At 32.7% G+C, this 16,156-nt stretch carries 18 protein-coding genes; 13 read left to right on the forward strand and 5 right to left on the reverse strand.

The annotated features are described in order from the left end of the window. The coding region (locus L6Q46_RS05945) for a DUF4294 domain-containing protein (protein WP_291283533.1) at window positions 1-480 on the reverse strand (480 nt) is incomplete at its 3' end. A gap of 110 nt (window positions 481-590) precedes the next feature. Here L6Q46_RS05945 and L6Q46_RS05950 point away from each other — a divergent pair. From L6Q46_RS05950 to L6Q46_RS05970, 5 genes are all read left to right on the forward strand, one after another. After that, the gene (locus L6Q46_RS05950; protein ID WP_291283534.1) at window positions 591-1,685 is read left to right on the forward strand and encodes a M42 family metallopeptidase; all 1,095 of its coding nucleotides are present in this window, start codon (window positions 591-593) and stop codon (window positions 1,683-1,685) included. Between the two features lie 199 nt (window positions 1,686-1,884). Next, on the forward strand, window positions 1,885-2,478 hold the full coding sequence (locus L6Q46_RS05955) for a hypothetical protein (protein ID WP_291283535.1): 594 nt from the start codon (window positions 1,885-1,887) through the stop codon (window positions 2,476-2,478). Between the two features lie 248 nt (window positions 2,479-2,726). After that, on the forward strand, window positions 2,727-4,739 hold the full coding sequence (locus L6Q46_RS05960; protein ID WP_291283536.1) for a histidinol-phosphatase: 2,013 nt from the start codon (window positions 2,727-2,729) through the stop codon (window positions 4,737-4,739). After that, on the forward strand, window positions 4,720-5,016 hold the full coding sequence (locus L6Q46_RS05965) for a hypothetical protein (protein WP_291283537.1): 297 nt from the start codon (window positions 4,720-4,722) through the stop codon (window positions 5,014-5,016). The genes L6Q46_RS05960 and L6Q46_RS05965 overlap by 20 nt, the downstream gene beginning before the upstream one ends. A gap of 88 nt (window positions 5,017-5,104) precedes the next feature. Then, window positions 5,105-5,302: a hypothetical protein gene (locus L6Q46_RS05970; protein ID WP_291283538.1), complete on the forward strand. Its 198-nt coding sequence runs from the start codon at window positions 5,105-5,107 to the stop codon at window positions 5,300-5,302. Between the two features lie 279 nt (window positions 5,303-5,581). On the opposite strand, the gene L6Q46_RS05975 is transcribed toward L6Q46_RS05970, so the two are convergent. From L6Q46_RS05975 to L6Q46_RS05990, 4 genes are all read right to left on the reverse strand, one after another. Further along, window positions 5,582-5,983, reverse strand: a complete 402-nt coding sequence (locus L6Q46_RS05975; protein ID WP_291283539.1) for an ankyrin repeat domain-containing protein — start codon at window positions 5,981-5,983, stop codon at window positions 5,582-5,584. A gap of 144 nt (window positions 5,984-6,127) precedes the next feature. After that, the gene (locus L6Q46_RS05980; protein WP_291283540.1) at window positions 6,128-7,078 is read right to left on the reverse strand and encodes a phosphoribosylaminoimidazolesuccinocarboxamide synthase; all 951 of its coding nucleotides are present in this window, start codon (window positions 7,076-7,078) and stop codon (window positions 6,128-6,130) included. A 113-nt stretch (window positions 7,079-7,191) separates the two neighbouring features. Next, entirely contained in the window at window positions 7,192-7,839 is a 648-nt protein-coding gene (locus L6Q46_RS05985) for a hypothetical protein (protein ID WP_291283541.1), read from the reverse strand. Continuing rightward, window positions 7,832-8,785, reverse strand: coding sequence for a PhoH family protein (locus tag L6Q46_RS05990; protein ID WP_026726302.1), 954 nt, complete (start codon window positions 8,783-8,785; stop codon window positions 7,832-7,834). Before L6Q46_RS05990 ends, L6Q46_RS05985 begins: the two co-directional genes overlap by 8 nt. 106 nt (window positions 8,786-8,891) lie before the next feature. Here L6Q46_RS05990 and L6Q46_RS05995 point away from each other — a divergent pair, with 106 nt between their 5' ends. From L6Q46_RS05995 to L6Q46_RS06030, 8 genes are all read left to right on the forward strand, one after another. Further along, on the forward strand, window positions 8,892-9,719 hold the full coding sequence (locus tag L6Q46_RS05995) for an SAM-dependent chlorinase/fluorinase (protein ID WP_291283542.1): 828 nt from the start codon (window positions 8,892-8,894) through the stop codon (window positions 9,717-9,719). Between the two features lie 3 nt (window positions 9,720-9,722). Continuing rightward, window positions 9,723-10,019: an antibiotic biosynthesis monooxygenase family protein gene (locus tag L6Q46_RS06000; protein ID WP_291283543.1), complete on the forward strand. Its 297-nt coding sequence runs from the start codon at window positions 9,723-9,725 to the stop codon at window positions 10,017-10,019. A gap of 69 nt (window positions 10,020-10,088) precedes the next feature. After that, window positions 10,089-10,814: a gliding motility-associated ABC transporter permease subunit GldF gene (gene gldF / locus L6Q46_RS06005; RefSeq protein ID WP_133610940.1), complete on the forward strand. Its 726-nt coding sequence runs from the start codon at window positions 10,089-10,091 to the stop codon at window positions 10,812-10,814. Further along, window positions 10,808-12,496 carry a gliding motility-associated ABC transporter substrate-binding protein GldG gene (gene gldG, locus L6Q46_RS06010; RefSeq protein ID WP_291283544.1) on the forward strand — a complete coding sequence of 563 codons (1,689 nt, stop codon included), beginning with the start codon at window positions 10,808-10,810 and terminating at the stop codon, window positions 12,494-12,496. Before gldF ends, gldG begins: the two co-directional genes overlap by 7 nt. An 87-nt stretch (window positions 12,497-12,583) precedes the next feature. Next, window positions 12,584-13,702 (forward strand): DNA polymerase III subunit beta, encoded by a 1,119-nt coding sequence (gene dnaN, locus L6Q46_RS06015; protein WP_073584276.1) that lies wholly within the window; start codon window positions 12,584-12,586, stop codon window positions 13,700-13,702. A gap of 269 nt (window positions 13,703-13,971) precedes the next feature. Further along, window positions 13,972-15,372, forward strand: a complete 1,401-nt coding sequence (gene mnmE, locus L6Q46_RS06020) for a tRNA uridine-5-carboxymethylaminomethyl(34) synthesis GTPase MnmE (protein ID WP_291283545.1) — start codon at window positions 13,972-13,974, stop codon at window positions 15,370-15,372. 101 nt (window positions 15,373-15,473) lie between these two features. Then, entirely contained in the window at window positions 15,474-15,968 is a 495-nt protein-coding gene (locus tag L6Q46_RS06025) for a helix-turn-helix domain-containing protein (protein WP_291283546.1), read from the forward strand. After that, window positions 15,968-16,156, forward strand: a 189-nt coding sequence (locus tag L6Q46_RS06030) for a nucleotidyl transferase AbiEii/AbiGii toxin family protein (RefSeq protein WP_291283547.1), incomplete at its 3' end; no start/stop codon positions are given. The genes L6Q46_RS06025 and L6Q46_RS06030, both read left to right, overlap by 1 nt.

Consider the following 16,156-nt stretch of genomic DNA (forward strand, 5'->3'; position numbering starts at 1 on the left):
AGCGGTGGAGTTTGCCCAAAAGGCTTTCCAACTGCTTTTGTATTCTTTGATTAAATCGAAAGTGGTGCTTCCGGTTTGGCGGTAAATTAATTTTACTAATATTTGACCGTCTTTACGAGATAACTTTTTTAAACGTGGTTCGAATTCTTCTTCTAAATATTTTTCTACAATTTTAAAGTATTTCTTTTTTTCGCGATTGGTTTTCAGTTTTGCCATCGTGGCATTTAACTGTGTTAATTTATCTGCCGTAATTTTTGCATACGGATACACCTTAAAGATTCTTCTCTTTAATATTAACTTGGCTTTTTTATCTTCGTCGGTGGTGTAAACGTTATCGGGCGTGAAAATGATTTCTCTTAATTCGATGGAATATATAATAGACGAGTCTTGTGCCGTCATACGCAAGGTGTCGGTTTCGGTTTGGGCAAACGAAAAAGTAGCGATGAATAGGAATAAACTACTTAATAATGATTTGTACATGATGATTGATTTTAACTTTTTAACTTACTGCAAAAAGTAAACCAAAAATATCGAAATTATGCGAAACTCTAATATCTTATTTTTAAATTAGCAAAAAATTATATTTTAAGATGAGTACAAAATCGATATTAAAGAAGTCGTCGATGACTTTTTTGGAAAATTATTTGAATAATGCCTCACCAACCGGACATGAAGCGGAAGGGCAAAAACTTTGGATGGAGTATTTAAAACCCTACGTTGATACCTTTATTACTGATACGTATGGAAGTGCCGTTGGAGTTATTAATCCAGATGCTCCTTATAAAGTAGTGATTGAAGGTCATGCCGATGAAATTTCGTGGTATGTGAATTATATTACCGATGACGGTTTAATCTACGTGATTAGAAATGGAGGTTCGGATCATCAGATTGCGCCATCGAAGCGTGTGAACATTCATACGAAGAAAGGAATTGTGCGTGGTGTTTTTGGTTGGCCAGCGATTCATACTAGAGGAAGAAGCGGTAAAGCAGAAGAAACAGCAAAAATTGAAAACATATTTATTGATTGTGGTTGCGCTACGAAAGCCGAAGTAGAAGCTTTAGGCGTTCATGTGGGTTGTGTGATTACGTATCCAGACAATTTTGAGATTTTAAATAACGATAAATTTGTTTGTAGAGCGATTGATAACCGCATGGGTGGTTTTATAATTGCCGAAGTAGCGCGTTTATTAAAGGAGAACAAAAAGAAATTGCCTTTTGGATTGTACATCGTGAACTCGGTGCAGGAGGAAATTGGTTTGCGTGGTGCCGAAATGATTACCCAACGCATTAAGCCCAACGTTGCCATTGTAACCGATGTTTGCCACGACACCACTACTCCAATGATTGACAAAAAAATTGAAGGTGATTTAAAAATGGGACGCGGACCGGTTATTGCTTATGCTCCAGCGACACAAAACATTTTACGTGAAATGATTGTTGACACGGCAGTTGAAAACAAAATACCGTTTCAACGCCATGCCACTTCTCGCGTTACCGGAACCGACACCGATGCTTTTGCGTACAGCAATGGCGGAGTTGCCTCGGCTTTGATTTCGTTACCATTGCGTTATATGCACACCACAGTAGAAATGGTACACCGCGACGACGTAGAAAATGTAATTAAATTGATTTACGAAACGCTATTGAAAATTGAGAATAACGAAACGTTTAGTTATTTTAAATAGTAGTTTTTTCTCATAAAATTTAAAAGTCCTCATTTTGAGGACTTTTTTTGTGCTTTTTTTGAGGTTTTTGAAAATAGGCAGAAAAACTACAGCAATTAGGTGTTAAAAAATTCATTATTTTGAAATAAGTCTATGATTATAAAATAGACAAAATCATAAAATGTAATAATACCAAACTTAAATTTAAAAACTAGAAATCATGAAAAAACAATTTCTTTTATCCTTGACGTTGTTAATATTTACAACGAATATTTTCGCACAAGACAGACCACAAAGTTGTGAAAACACGGTAACCTCATATGTAAATGCTCGCGGAGAAATTATAGCTGAGTCTAAAGTGGCAAAAGAATACTACATGACCTCTAACGCTCCTGATGCAGGTAGCAATTATGATGAAAGAAGAGCAAATCTTAGAAATAGGATTAAACAATTATTATTAAATTATGAGCAAAAGAGAAAAAATGAATATTCTTTAACTACATGTACATATTACAAAACAAAATCGGCAACATCTAAAAGTGGTAGAGTCCGAAAAGATGCTACAATAGTAATTCCTGAAGAATATGAATTTATTCCTTCAAGTATTGAGCATACAACAAATGGAGATATGAAAAAAGGTCCATCAATAGTAGGCAGAACTATAAAATGGACAACTGGAACAGAAAGTGGTCGAGCTTCTACTTTTGTTAGAATAAAAGCTAAGTATACAGAGAATTTTATAAAAAAGTCAATTAATCAAGAAATTGCAGATATAAAATTAGAATTGAATAACTTAGGCATACCAGCTGAATAAGACATAACAGTTTGTGTATAAAATTAAAAGTATACATTCATTTACAATAAAACCTAAAGTCCTCATGTATTTGAGGACTTTTTTTTGTGTTTTTTTTAAAGTTTTTGAAAATGTACAGAAAATCTACAGCAATTTATTTGTGAGAATTTTGTTATATTGCATGGGAATTGAAATTATATTGTTAAATGCATCCTAAATATCAATATAAACAAAACAAGTTAACTATAATTTAATAACATACACTCTAATTGAAAAAAATTGATCTTCACATACATACAGTACCATCAATTAGTGATGTTACATTTTTCTTTAGTTTAAATTCACTTAAAGAATACGTAATAAGACTAAATATTGATTGTATTGCAATTACTAATCACAATCTCTTTGACAAATCACAATTTGAACAAATATGTCGTGAAGTCCCTACAAAAGTATTTCCTGGAATTGAAATAGATTTAGAAGCTGGACACATTTTACTAATATCTGAAAATGAAGATTTAGATGATTTTAACTTGAAATGTAAGAAAGTTTCAGACCTTATTACAAAAAAAGATGATTGGATAACCTATGAACAATTAAGAGATATTTTTCCAACATTGGAAAAATATCTCTTAATACCTCATTATGACAAAAAACCAGTCATAAAAGAAGATACATTAAATAAGCTTGGTAGAAATGTTTTTGCTGGTGAAGTAACAAGTTTAAGAAAATTCAAAGCTTGTATTTCTGATGCTGAAAAGCTAACTCCTGTAATTTTCAGTGACTGTCGTTTTATTGAGGAAATGACCGACTTTCCAACAAGACAAACTTATATTGATGCTGAAGAATCGACTCTTACTGCAATAAAAGGTTGTCTATTTGATAAATCAAAAGTTTTCTTGTCACAAGATGAAGGAAATGAGTCATTTCAAGCAACAGACGATGGAGTAATTATGTCAACCGGACTTAATGTTATTATTGGAGAACGTTCGTCTGGAAAGACGCATACATTAAATAAAATTAGCCGCAGTTTCGATAACATTAAATATTTAAAACAATTTTCGTTACTTCAAAACGATGAAGAAAAATTCAAAGAATTAGTTACAACTAGACACAGTTTATTATCTGAGAATTATCTAAAAGAATTTAAAGATGTTGTTTATGATATTAATGAGGTTGATATTCGTTCAAACAATTTAAATACTGAAAAATTCATCGAATCTCTAAAAAAATTTGCTTCTGAAAACGATAAACTTGATTCGTTTTCAAAATGCAAACTGTATAACGAATCTAATTTTGAGACAGATGACCTAGAAAATTTAAAAAAAATTATAAAATCAACAGAAATATTACTTGAGAATAAAGAATATAAAACAATAATTAACAAGCATATTTCTGATGAGAGTTTGAAATCTTTAATATTAGAATTAATTCAAACACATAATGAAATTTATCAGCAAAACTTAAAAAAAAGTTGGACTAATAGCCTAATAAATCAAATTAAGGAAGATTTGAGATTTCGATCTTCAACAACAGCTATTGAAGATGTAGATTTTACTAAAATTCAATTAGAAAAAATAAAAGCTGCAAAGTTTAAAGATTTAGTAAAAAAACTTCAGACAGAAAAAGAAATTGATAGTAAAGAAATTAGAGGATTTAGAGTTGTTGCAAGAACAAAAAAATATACTGGAGCAAGTCAACTTAAAGCAAAAAGTAAAAGGACATTGTCATTTAGTGAAGCATTCAATAATTATGAAAATCCATATAAATTTTTAACAATTTTAAAAAGTGTTGGCATTGAGGAAACGGAATATTATAAATTTTTCATTGACATTGAATATAAAACTTTGAACAAATATGGATTTGAAGTTTCTGGTGGAGAGAGGTCTGAATTTAATTTGCTTCATGAAATCAGCGATGCTCTAAAACATGATATTTTACTCATTGATGAACCCGAATCTTCTTTTGACAATATATTTTTAAAAAATGAAGTTAACGAACTAATAAAAGAAATTGCAAAAGAAATTCCTGTTATAGTAGTTACTCATAACAGCACAATTGGGGCATCAATAAAACCAGACTATTTATTATACACACAAAAAATTGTTGATGGAAATGAAGTAAAATATAAAATTTATTATGGACATCCAACAAATAGAACTCTAAAAAACACAGATGGGGAAACAATTCAAAACGTAGACATTTTATTTGATTGCCTAGAAGCTGGTAAAGAAGCTTATTATGAACGAAAAGACAGAACTTATGAAATATTTAAAAATTGATGACAACAAAGGTTATTTTATAAAAGATAAAACAACTCCAGATGTTTGGACTGAAATTGATCAAATTGAAAAAGATGATTTACTTAGACTTTTAGATTATGCCACTTATGAAGATTTTGAGCTAGACAATTTTGATGAAAACATTTTAGGAAATAAAGCTCATCAAATAATTTATAAACATCTTTCAGAAAAATTCTCAACTTTTTTATCTAATAAAGATAGATTTAAAGATGAAGCTGACAATTTATACAAAGATGCAATTGAAAAATATCAATAAAAAAAAATCCATTTTGATTTAATAAAAACCATAAAATGTCAATGTGTATTTTTTTATGCATGAACAAAATAATCTAAAAAGATAAATTATGAATATAGAAGACAAGCAAATGTTAATAGATCTCTCTAAAAATTTTATTGAGAAAAAAGCTAATGAAATTATTACAGAAACTGAAAAAATCGTTTTAGGAATGGATGAAGAAAAATTATTAGTTATCTTTGATAATCTTGAGACAAAAATGAAAGAACTAAATAAACAAATCAATCAGCTTAAGAATTTTAAATAATGACTGATAATTTTAAAATAAATTTAAATCAAAATATTTGGGGACTATTACTTTCCCTTTTAACATTGGGGACTTCGGAATATTATAAATTAGTTAGTCTTTATTATTTTGGTTTGATATTGAGCATAATAACTAGTTTGTCTTTTGTAATAACTTTGGTTGCATATACAATTAACTATTGTAAAAATAAGATGAAATAATTTCTACAACTCTTGCACGTATACCCTACATAAAGCTAAATAAAACCCAAACAAAATCCCGCTTTCGCGGGATTTTCTATTATCTTCTTTTACGAGCGTCTTTGACCAGTTTTATAATTGCTTCTGATTTAGATTTCTCGGCGTATTCTAAAATAGAAACACCGTTGTCGTCTAAGGCTCTGTAATCGGCACCGTTTCCAATTAAGTAAGACACAATTTGAGGTTGGTTAAACAAAATGGCATACATTAAAGGTGTTTTACCGCGTTCGTCTTTTTTGTTAACGTCTACTCCTATTCCTACTAACTGTTGCACTTTTGCTAAATCGCCTTTACTAATGGCTAAATTTAACTGCGATGGTGTTGGTTTTACAACGTTTACATAAGTTGTGTTTGTTGTTGTGCTTTCACTTGCTTGTAACGCACTTGTAAACAACATAGCTACTGCGGGTAGAATTACCCAAAATCTGTTCGTTTTTTTCATGATGATTGATTTTTAATGATTGATATGAATAGGACGAACTCTTGTAGTATTAGTTACAGCTTTTTTAAATTCTAACATAACTTTAACAAACGGGATAAAAAAAAGTCGGTGAAGTACCGACTTTTGCTTTTATTTAATGATTTATTATCTATTTTGTAAATAATTCAAAACGTTTTTCTCAATTCGTTCGTTGATGTTGGAAATATCTGCTTTTACAAATTTTTCTCCAATGATGTTTTCGAATAACTCAATATAACGTTCTGAAACTGTTTCGATGTATTCGTCGGTCATGTTTGGAATTTGTTGTCCTTCTTTTCCTTGGAACCCGTTTTCAATTAACCAACGACGTACGAACTCTTTTGATAATTGTTTTTGTTCTTCGCCATTCGCTTGTCTTTCTGCATAACCTTCTGCGTAGAAATAACGAGAAGAATCTGGTGTGTGGATTTCGTCGATTAATACGATTTGTCCGTCTTTTGTTTTCCCGAATTCGTATTTCGTATCTACTAAGATTAAACCACGAGATGCTGCAATTTCAGTTCCTCTTTGGTATAACGCTCTGGTGTATTTTTCTAAAATTAGGTAATCTTCTTCGGTAACAATTTCATTCGCTAAAATTGCTTCGCGTGAAATATCTTCATCGTGAGAACCGTTATCCGCTTTTGTTGTTGGTGTGATGATTGGTGTTGGGAATTTATCGTTTTCTTTTAAACCTTCTGGCATTTCAACACCGCAAAGGATTCTTCTTCCTGCTGCATATTCACGTGCTGCATGTCCTGATAAATACCCACGAATTACCATTTCTACTTTAAACGGCTCACATAAATGTCCTACCGCCACATTTGGATCTGGAGTAGCTACTAACCAATTCGGTACAATATCGGAAGTTAATTCCATGAACTTCGTAGCAATTTGATTTAAGATTTGACCTTTGTAAGGAATTCCTTTTGGTAAAACCACATCAAATGCCGAAAGACGGTCGGTAGCAACCATTACTAATAAGTCATCATTGATATTGTAAACTTCTCTAACTTTTCCACGGTACACCGATTTTTGACCTGGAAAATTGAAATTGGTAGTTGTAATTGTATTCATTATGTTGTGTTGTTGTTTGTGTGGTGCAAAAGTAAAAAAAAGACGCTAATAAAAGCGTCTGTTTTTATGAATTATTTAATCAGGTTAAAAGACTATGAGTATATTTACATGAATCATTCTTTAAATTTTTTACTAACTACACCATATTTAATTCCACATGATTTCATAAATTCCCTTATCAAATCTAACATTTTCATTGCTTCTGGTAAATTAGAAATTGTATTCATGTTAACTATAGTCTTATCCATGGGCAATTGTGAAAACTCATGACATTCAAAACATATTTCAAAATAAGATATTACAGTGTCATTAGTATCTAAAAACAAAATTGCATTTCTAGGCTCATAACAACCGGATGCATAAACAGTATAAGTTTCTGGTAACTTATCATTTTTTAATTTATAATTAATCAAAATATGACTTAAGCTATCTATTTGATTTTGACTTAATTCAATCTTTTCAATTGCTATATACTTGTCTTCTCGTTGAGGCAATTTATAAGTTTTTAAAACATTCAAACCCCATCCAACTATATCAATACTATCCTTTTTTAGCATATCATCTTCTTCATCTTCAAATACCGCATTTGGACTTGGAAATGCAACTAAAACAACTTTTTTTGCTTCACTAAATGGAAATGTTGCTCTTCGTTCTTCAACAGTTTTTTTTCCATACAAGCCCCATTTTATTTTTGAGCTTTGAGAATAACCATTCGATCCTAGAAAAAGAAAAAGCAATAATAAATTTCGGTATCTAATCATTATTCTCAATACTCTTATACGCATCAATAATTTTCTTCACTAATCTGTGACGCACGATGTCTTTGTCATCTAAGTAGATGATTCCGATGCCTTCTACATCTTTCAATACTAAAAGCGCTTCTTTCAATCCCGAAATCGTTCTTCTCGGTAAATCCACCTGACCTGGGTCTCCCGTGATGATGAATTTGGCGTTTTTACCCATACGGGTTAAGAACATTTTCATTTGGGAATGCGTTGTATTTTGGGCTTCATCTAAAATTACAAAAGCATTATCTAACGTTCGTCCACGCATAAATGCTAACGGCGCAATTTGAATGATACCTTTTAATAAATAGTCTTCTAAAGTTTGTGGTGGCAACATATCGCGCAAAGCATCGTATAAAGGTTGCATGTACGGATCTAACTTTTCCTTCATATCACCCGGAAGAAAACCTAAGTTCTCCCCTGCTTCCACAGCCGGACGCGTTAATATGATTCGCTTGACTTGTTTTTCCTTCAAAGCTTTTACCGCTAATGCGACACCTGTATAGGTTTTTCCAGTTCCTGCAGGTCCAACAGCGAAAACCATGTCGTTTTTGTGTACATAATCTACCAATTTTTGTTGGTTAGGTGTCATGGCTTTTATTAACTTTCCTCCTATTCCATGCACTAAAATCTTATCGCGGTCGTGCATGTGTTCGGCATCATGTTGATGACTCGTTTCTAAAACTCTCAAAATAACATTATCATCAATACTGTTGTAACGCGTAAAATGATGCATCAATCTTCTGAAGCGATTTTCAAACTCATCCAAGATTTCAGGCTCACCATACGCTTTAAGAGTAGTTCCTCGTGCTACGATTTTAAGTTTTGGATAATACTTCTTAATGGTTTCAAGATGAGCATCTTGCGCACCCCAAAATTCTTTTGGAGCAATGTCGACTAATTCAATGATTCTTTCGTTCAAAGGCTTTCTTTTTTTAATTATTTTTGAAACGCTAAAATTATAGTAGCTTTGCAATCAAATTTAGTAAAAACTACTGTTGAATTTTAAATAAGTTATAAACAAAAAAATGTCAATAATTACTTTAACTACCGACTTTGGACACAAAGACTACTTCGTAGGCGCTTTGAAAGGAAAAATTCTGTCGGAACACAAAGAAGCTGTTATTGTAGACATTTCTCACGAGATTGACTTATTCAACACATTAGAAGCGAGTTACTGTATTGAAGCCGCTTATCACAACTTTCCAAAAGGGACCATTCATATTATTGGCGTGGATAGCGAACGTGTGGGCGATACCCAACATATTGCTATGCAATGGGATGATCATTATTTCATTTGTGCCGATAACGGAATTTTAAACACGTTAATTCAAAAGAAAATCCCACAGAAAATCGTAGCCATTACCATCCACGACCGATTGAATACAGATGTAAGCGATATGGATGTTTTCGTAGCGGTTGCCTGTCATATTGCACGAGGTGGTTTATTGAATGTGATTGGTAAAGAAATTCCATCATTAAAACCTGTAAGTGTTTTAACCTCATCCATTACCGATGATTTAAGCGAAATTAAAGGACAAATCGTGTATATCGATTCGTTTGGAAATTGCGTTACTAATATTTCGCACAAACAATTTAACGATACGATTAGAGGTCGAAAGTTCGAAATTGTAATCAAAAACAAAAAGTTCAGTCGTTTGCACAAAAGCTACTCCGATTTTCCAGTTTCTGATGTAAAACAATTGAAAGATTTAGAAGGTGATTTCTTAGCGTTATTCAATGAAAACGGCTATTTAGAAATTGCAATATATAAGAGTAATCCAAAAACGGTAGGTTCAGCAGCGACCTTATTAGGCTTGCATTTTAGAGATACGGTATCCATTAAATTCAAATAAAATATGTTCATAAGAATTGTAAAAATGCGTTTTCAAGAAGATAAAATCGAAGCTTTTTTAAATAATTTTGAAGAAGTGAAACAACACATACGAAACTTCGAAGGAAACCGTTTCTTAGAATTGTATCAAGACAAAAACGACAAACGTATTTTCTTTACCTATAGTTATTGGGAAAACGAAGAAGCGCTTGAAAATTATAGAAAATCGGCTTTGTTTGATGGCGTTTGGACCTACACCAAAACTCTATTTAGCGACAAACCTGAAGCGTGGAGTGTGGATAGATTAGTTACTTTGAGTTAGGAGTTGGGAGATGGAAGTTGGGAGTAAAACCTGGAACTTGAAACCTGAAACAAAAAATAAAAAAAATAAATGAAAGCATTATTATTACGAGAAATAAAATCCTTTTTTGGTTCGCCAATTGGATATTTAGTCATCGGGATTTTTCTTCTACTCAACGGATTATTTCTTTGGGTTTTTGAAGGCGAATTCAACATTTTAAACTCGGGTTTTGCCGATATGAGTCCGTTTTTCAAATTGGCTCCATGGATTTTAATTTTCTTAATTCCTGCTGTAACTATGCGTAGTTTTTCGGATGAGAAAAAACAAGGAACGATTGAGTTGTTGTTTACCAAACCGCTTTCAAATTGGGACATCGTAAATGGAAAATTCTTAGGTGCTTTAGTTTTAATCATTTTAGCGATTGTTCCTACTATTATTTATGTGTTGACAATTTCGCATTTTGGAAATCCGCAAGGCAATATTGACATGGGAAGTACACTTGGTTCGTATTTCGGATTGTTGTTCTTAATTGCAGCTTACACGGCGATTGGAATTTTTGCTTCTACTTTATCAGACAATCAAATTGTGGCATTCATTATTGCGGTTTTTTGTTGTTTCTTTTTCTATTTCGGATTTGATGGCATTGCTTCTTTCCTTGGAAATTATAGTTCGATGTTTGCTGCTTTAGGAATGGATTATCACTTTAAAAGTATGAGTCGCGGTGTGTTAGATACACGTGATATTGTGTACTTTGTGAGTGTTACGTTTTTATTTTTATCGGCAACGGTTTATCAACTTAAATCTTTGAAATGGTAATGAAGGAGAACAAATCAAAGGCTTTAAAGCAATTAGGAATTGTATTTTTAGCGATTATCGTTATCAATTTAATCAGCAACTTCTTTTTCAAACGTTTCGACTTAACACAAGACAAACGTTATACCTTATCGGAAACGACTTTAAACATTATAGAAAGTGTGGATAGTCCGTTATACATTGAAGTGTATTTGGAAGGGAATTTTCCACCAGAATTCAAGCGTTTACAAAACGAAACCAAACAACTTTTAGAGGAATTCACGGCGTATAATTCGAACATTATTTTCAACTTCAAAAATCCGATTGAAAAAGAGGAAACGCGAGTAGAAAAAATGAAAGAATTCTACGCAAAAGGCATGCAACCGCTAAGCATTACGGTAGAAGACAAAGGAAAGCAATCGCAGGAAGTGGTATTCCCTTGGGCACAAGCCACATATGGTGATAAATTCACGAAAGTGGCGTTATTGAAAAACTTAATGGGTGCTTCTACTGAAGAAAAAGTAATTAGTTCGGTGCAACATTTAGAATTTGGTTTTGCGGAAGCTATCAATAAAATTTCGAAAGAAAAACAAAAGAAAATTGCCGTAATCAAAGGCAACGGAGAAGTTTTAGAACCTTTCATGGCCGATTTCTTAAGAACAGTTAAAGAAAGTTATTATATCGGACCTTTTACATTAGATTCGGTAGCAAAACAACCAATACAAACTTTAGAAGCGCTAAAAAAATACGATTTAGCAGTAATTGCAAAACCAACTGAAGCTTTCACGGAAGAAGAAAAACAAGTATTAGACCAATTCATCATGAATGGTGGAAAAACGTTGTGGTTAGTCGATGTAGTTTCAGCAGACATGGATAGTTTGTACAACGAAACCGGTACTATTTTAGCATCGCAACGCGAATTGAATTTGACTGATATGTTCTTTAAATACGGTATCAGAATCAATCCGTTATTGGTAAAAGATGAATATGCTACTCCTATTAAATTAGCATCAGGAAATCAAGGAAGCGAAACACAAATGCAAGAATACACTTGGAAATTTGCACCTTTTATCTATCCAACTTCTACCAATCCGATTGTGAAAAACATGGAAGGGATTAAGTTTGAATTTGCTTCCCCAATTGAAATCCTTAAAAATGATATCAAGAAAACGGTTTTATTGAGTTCGTCTGAATATTCGAAAACCATTGGAACACCAACGCCAATTTCCTTAGATATGGTTACAGAAGAAACTACAGAAGAAGAATATTTAGGAAAAGGATTACTTCCGGTAGCGGTTTTAATGGAAGGAAAATTTAAATCGATGTATCAAAATCGTGTGTTACCTTTTAAAGATAATTCGTTCCAAGCGACTGGAAAAGACAATAAAATGATTGTGATTTCGGATGGTGATATCATTAAAAATCAGTTAGACAAAGGCGTTCCGTTAGAATTAGGTTTTGATAAGTGGACGAATCAATTATATGGAAACAAAGAGTTCTTGATGAACTGCGTAAATTATCTTTTAGACGACAACGGACTTATTAACATCCGAAGCAAAGATGTTGATTTACCACTTTTAAACAAAGAAGAAGTGTATAAAAATTATACCATGGCGCAAATGGTAACTGTCGGATTACCAATAGTTATTTTGGCTATCTTTGGGTTTTTATTTACTTTCTTACGCAAAAGAAAATACAGCCGCTAGTTGTTGATAATTTGTTTTTGCGTTTGAGTAGAATTAGAATATATTTGTGAAATATAAAATCAAATCACGATTTTAAAATACAAGATGATGAAGTTTATAGTATCGAGTTCGTATTTATTAAAACAATTACAAGTTTTAGGAAGTGTTATCAACAGTAGTAACACCTTACCTATTCTTGATAATTTCCTTTTTGAATTAGACAACAACCAATTAAAAGTTTCAGCTTCTGATTTAGAAACTACCATGACGGCTACGTTAGAAATTGATTCTACGAGTCAAGGAAGTGTTGCTATTCCGGCGAAACTTTTATTAGATATCTTAAAAACATTCCCAGAGCAACCGTTAACGTTTACTGTTGAAGATAATTCTACAGTAGAAATTAGCTCAAATTCTGGTAAATATGCGATTGCTTACGCTCCAGGAGAAGAATTCCCTAAAGCAGTAGTTTTAGACGATCCTTCAAAAACATTAGTTCCTGCGGAAGTATTAGCAACGGCAGTAAGCAAAACCATTTTCGCTGCTGGAAACGATGATTTACGCCCTGTAATGAGTGGTGTTTTCTTCCAATTTTCACCAGAAGGATTAATTTTCGTAGCAACTGACGCTCACAAATTAGTAAAATACGCTCGCACGGATGTAAAAGCATCTCAAGTAGCGGATTTTATTATGCCGAAAAAACCTTTAAACATTTTAAAAGGAATTTTAGGTGCTTCTGATGCTGAAGTTTCAATTGAATATAACGATTCTAACGCAACGTTCTCTTTTGAGAATTATGTGTTGACTTGTCGTTTAATCGATGGGAAATATCCAAACTACGAAGCGGTTATTCCAAAAGAAAATCCAAACAAATTATTAATCAACAGAGTTCAGTTTTTAAACTCGGTTCGTCGTGTGGCTATTTTTGCTAACAAAACAACGCACCAAATCCGTTTAAAAATTGCTGGAACGGAATTGAATATATCAGCAGAAGATATCGATTACTCAAACAAAGCAGACGAACGTTTGACTTGTGATTATCAAGGAGACGATATGCAAATCGGGTTCAATTCTCGTTTCTTAACAGAAATGTTGAATAATTTATCAAGTGATGAAATCCAATTAGAAATGTCGATGCCAAACAGAGCTGGAATCTTAACCCCAGTAGACGGCTTAGACGAAGGCGAAACAGTTACGATGCTTGTAATGCCAGTAATGTTGAGCAACTAATTTACAATATTTGATTACAGTGTAAACTGGGAATCTAATAACCAACCCTAACTAACTTTAAAAACCACTTGGCTTTGGCTTTAGTGGTTTTTTAATTTTTATTTAAACGCAAGAATTAAATTTAAACGCAAAGAGCGCTAAGTTTTTTCGCAAAGGACGCAAAGTAAAACTTCGTGCAAGTCTGTGTAACAACTCCAAACAAAAAAACTTCTAACTTCTAACTTCTAACTTCTGACTTTGATTTATCTTTGCAGGATTAAATTTATAACATGATTCCACAAGAAACCATAGTTGCATTAGCCACACCGTCAGGAGCGGGTGCGATTGCTATTATTCGATTATCTGGTAAAGACGCTATTTCGATAGCAGCGGAAGTATTTCAATCGGTTTCAGGGAAAGATATTACGAAACAGAAAACCCATACGATTCATTTGGGACATATAGCAGATAATGGAAAAATATACGACCAAGTACTACTTTCTATTTTCAAAGGTCCGAATTCGTATACAGGGGAAAACGTGATTGAAATATCGTGTCATGGTTCTACTTTTATCCAACAACAAATTATCCAATTATTGCTTCGTAAAGGCGCTAAAATGGCTCAGGCAGGTGAATTTACCTTACGTGCATTTTTAAACGGGAAATTGGATTTATCACAAGCAGAAGCCGTTGCAGATTTGATTGCATCGGACAATGAAGCGTCACACCAAATTGCGATGCAACAAATGCGTGGCGGTTTCAGTAACGAGATTGCCAAACTACGTGAAGAATTACTGAATTTTGCTTCATTAATCGAGTTGGAATTAGACTTTGCCGAAGAAGATGTAGAATTTGCCGACAGAACCCAATTTCATGAATTATTAGAAAGAATTGAATTCGTTTTAAAACGTTTGATTGATTCGTTTGCTGTTGGAAATGTTATTAAAAACGGTATTCCTGTAGCCATTGTAGGTGAACCAAACGTTGGAAAATCAACTTTATTGAATGCTTTATTGAATGAAGAACGTGCGATTGTTTCAGACATTGCAGGAACAACACGTGATACGATTGAAGATGAATTGGTTATCAACGGCATTGGTTTCCGATTTATCGACACAGCAGGAATTCGTGAAACGAAAGATGTGGTGGAAAGTATCGGGATTCAAAAGACGTTTGAGAAGATTGAGCAAGCGCAGGTCGTAATCCTTTTGCTTGACGCAAAAGAATTACAGGTTTCAGGTTTAAAATTTCAGGTTGAAATTGAAAAAATCAAGAACAAATTTCCACAAAAACCACTTATTGTTATCCTAAATAAAGTTGATTTACTATCTTCAAGTGAAGTTGAAACTATTCGTCAAGAACTTGAAACCTTAAACTTGAAACTTGTAACGATTTCAGCGAAACAGAAAGTTGGAATTGATGAGCTTAAAAATACGTTACTTTCATTTGTAAACACAGGAGCTTTACGAAACAACGAAACCATCGTAACCAACACGCGCCATTACGATTCTTTATTAAAAGCTTTAGAAGAAATTCAGAAAGTAAAATGGGGATTAGATTCGGGAATTTCATCCGATTTAATGGCGATTGATATTCGAAGCGCGTTGTATTTCTTTGGTGAGATTACTGGAGAAGTTACGAATGATGAGTTGCTTGGAAACATTTTTGCTAATTTCTGTATCGGCAAATAGAGAGAAATTTCTTACTTTTTTTGATTACGTAAATTTTACCTTTTGATCTAAATCTGGCAACATTTTTGCAATATGTAAACAAATTTGTTTACATTTGTATTATGAGTTTTGAACTAGAAAAATATAAAGGCATTCATCCAGGAATCATTTTAGAGCGTTTATTAGCGAAAAAAGAGATTTCTCAGCGTCCTTTTGCCCTTTCTATTGGAGAACATCCACAAACCATTAATGCTATTACAAAAGGCAGAAGAAGTCTGAACACTGCATTAGCTTTAAAAATTGAAGCAGCACTCGGTTTAGAAGAAGGCTCATTGGCATTTCTTCAAACCTTTTATGAAATAGCAGAAGAGAAAAAGAAATCACTCCATACTCCTAACTTATCTAATCTAAGAAAATCACTTTTTTGGGATACTGATATTTCTAAAATTAACTGGGATAAGCAATATAGAGCAATTATTCAACGTGTTTATGAGAGAGGAAATGAAACCGAAAAAAAAGAGCTAGAAACTTTTTACGGTTTACCTAAGATTAGAGTGGCTCTTGAAAATTCAAAAAGAAAACCTTACACTATTAACAAAAACAAACAAAAAACATAATGCTCTATTACAATACCGTAAATGATTTGCTAAAAAATAGTCTCATTACTCTAATGGATGCTCCTATTTTTCAAAACTTTAGATTAGTTGGCGGTACTGCATTAAGTCTTCAAATTGGACATAGAGAATCGATAGATATTGATTTATTTAGTGATGTTGAATATGGTACATTAAATTTTAATGAGATT

Source organism: Flavobacterium sp. (genome assembly GCF_023151265.1).
Classification (GTDB): Bacteria; Bacteroidota; Bacteroidia; order Flavobacteriales; family Flavobacteriaceae; genus Flavobacterium.

Coding starts and splice junctions, on each gene's coding strand:
- L6Q46_RS05950 (WP_291283534.1), top strand. CDS start 591: ATGAGTACAAAATCGATATTAAAGAAGTCGTCGATGACTTTTTTGGAA.
- L6Q46_RS05955 (WP_291283535.1), top strand. CDS start 1,885: ATGAAAAAACAATTTCTTTTATCCTTGACGTTGTTAATATTTACAACG.
- L6Q46_RS05965 (WP_291283537.1), top strand. CDS start 4,720: ATGAAATATTTAAAAATTGATGACAACAAAGGTTATTTTATAAAAGAT.
- L6Q46_RS05970 (WP_291283538.1), top strand. CDS start 5,105: ATGAATATAGAAGACAAGCAAATGTTAATAGATCTCTCTAAAAATTTT.
- L6Q46_RS05975 (WP_291283539.1), bottom strand. CDS start 5,983: ATGAAAAAAACGAACAGATTTTGGGTAATTCTACCCGCAGTAGCTATG.
- L6Q46_RS05980 (WP_291283540.1), bottom strand. CDS start 7,078: ATGAATACAATTACAACTACCAATTTCAATTTTCCAGGTCAAAAATCG.
- L6Q46_RS05985 (WP_291283541.1), bottom strand. CDS start 7,839: ATGATTAGATACCGAAATTTATTATTGCTTTTTCTTTTTCTAGGATCG.
- L6Q46_RS05995 (WP_291283542.1), top strand. CDS start 8,892: ATGTCAATAATTACTTTAACTACCGACTTTGGACACAAAGACTACTTC.
- L6Q46_RS06000 (WP_291283543.1), top strand. CDS start 9,723: ATGTTCATAAGAATTGTAAAAATGCGTTTTCAAGAAGATAAAATCGAA.
- gldF (WP_133610940.1), top strand. CDS start 10,089: ATGAAAGCATTATTATTACGAGAAATAAAATCCTTTTTTGGTTCGCCA.
- gldG (WP_291283544.1), top strand. CDS start 10,808: ATGGTAATGAAGGAGAACAAATCAAAGGCTTTAAAGCAATTAGGAATT.
- dnaN (WP_073584276.1), top strand. CDS start 12,584: ATGAAGTTTATAGTATCGAGTTCGTATTTATTAAAACAATTACAAGTT.
- mnmE (WP_291283545.1), top strand. CDS start 13,972: ATGATTCCACAAGAAACCATAGTTGCATTAGCCACACCGTCAGGAGCG.
- L6Q46_RS06025 (WP_291283546.1), top strand. CDS start 15,474: ATGAGTTTTGAACTAGAAAAATATAAAGGCATTCATCCAGGAATCATT.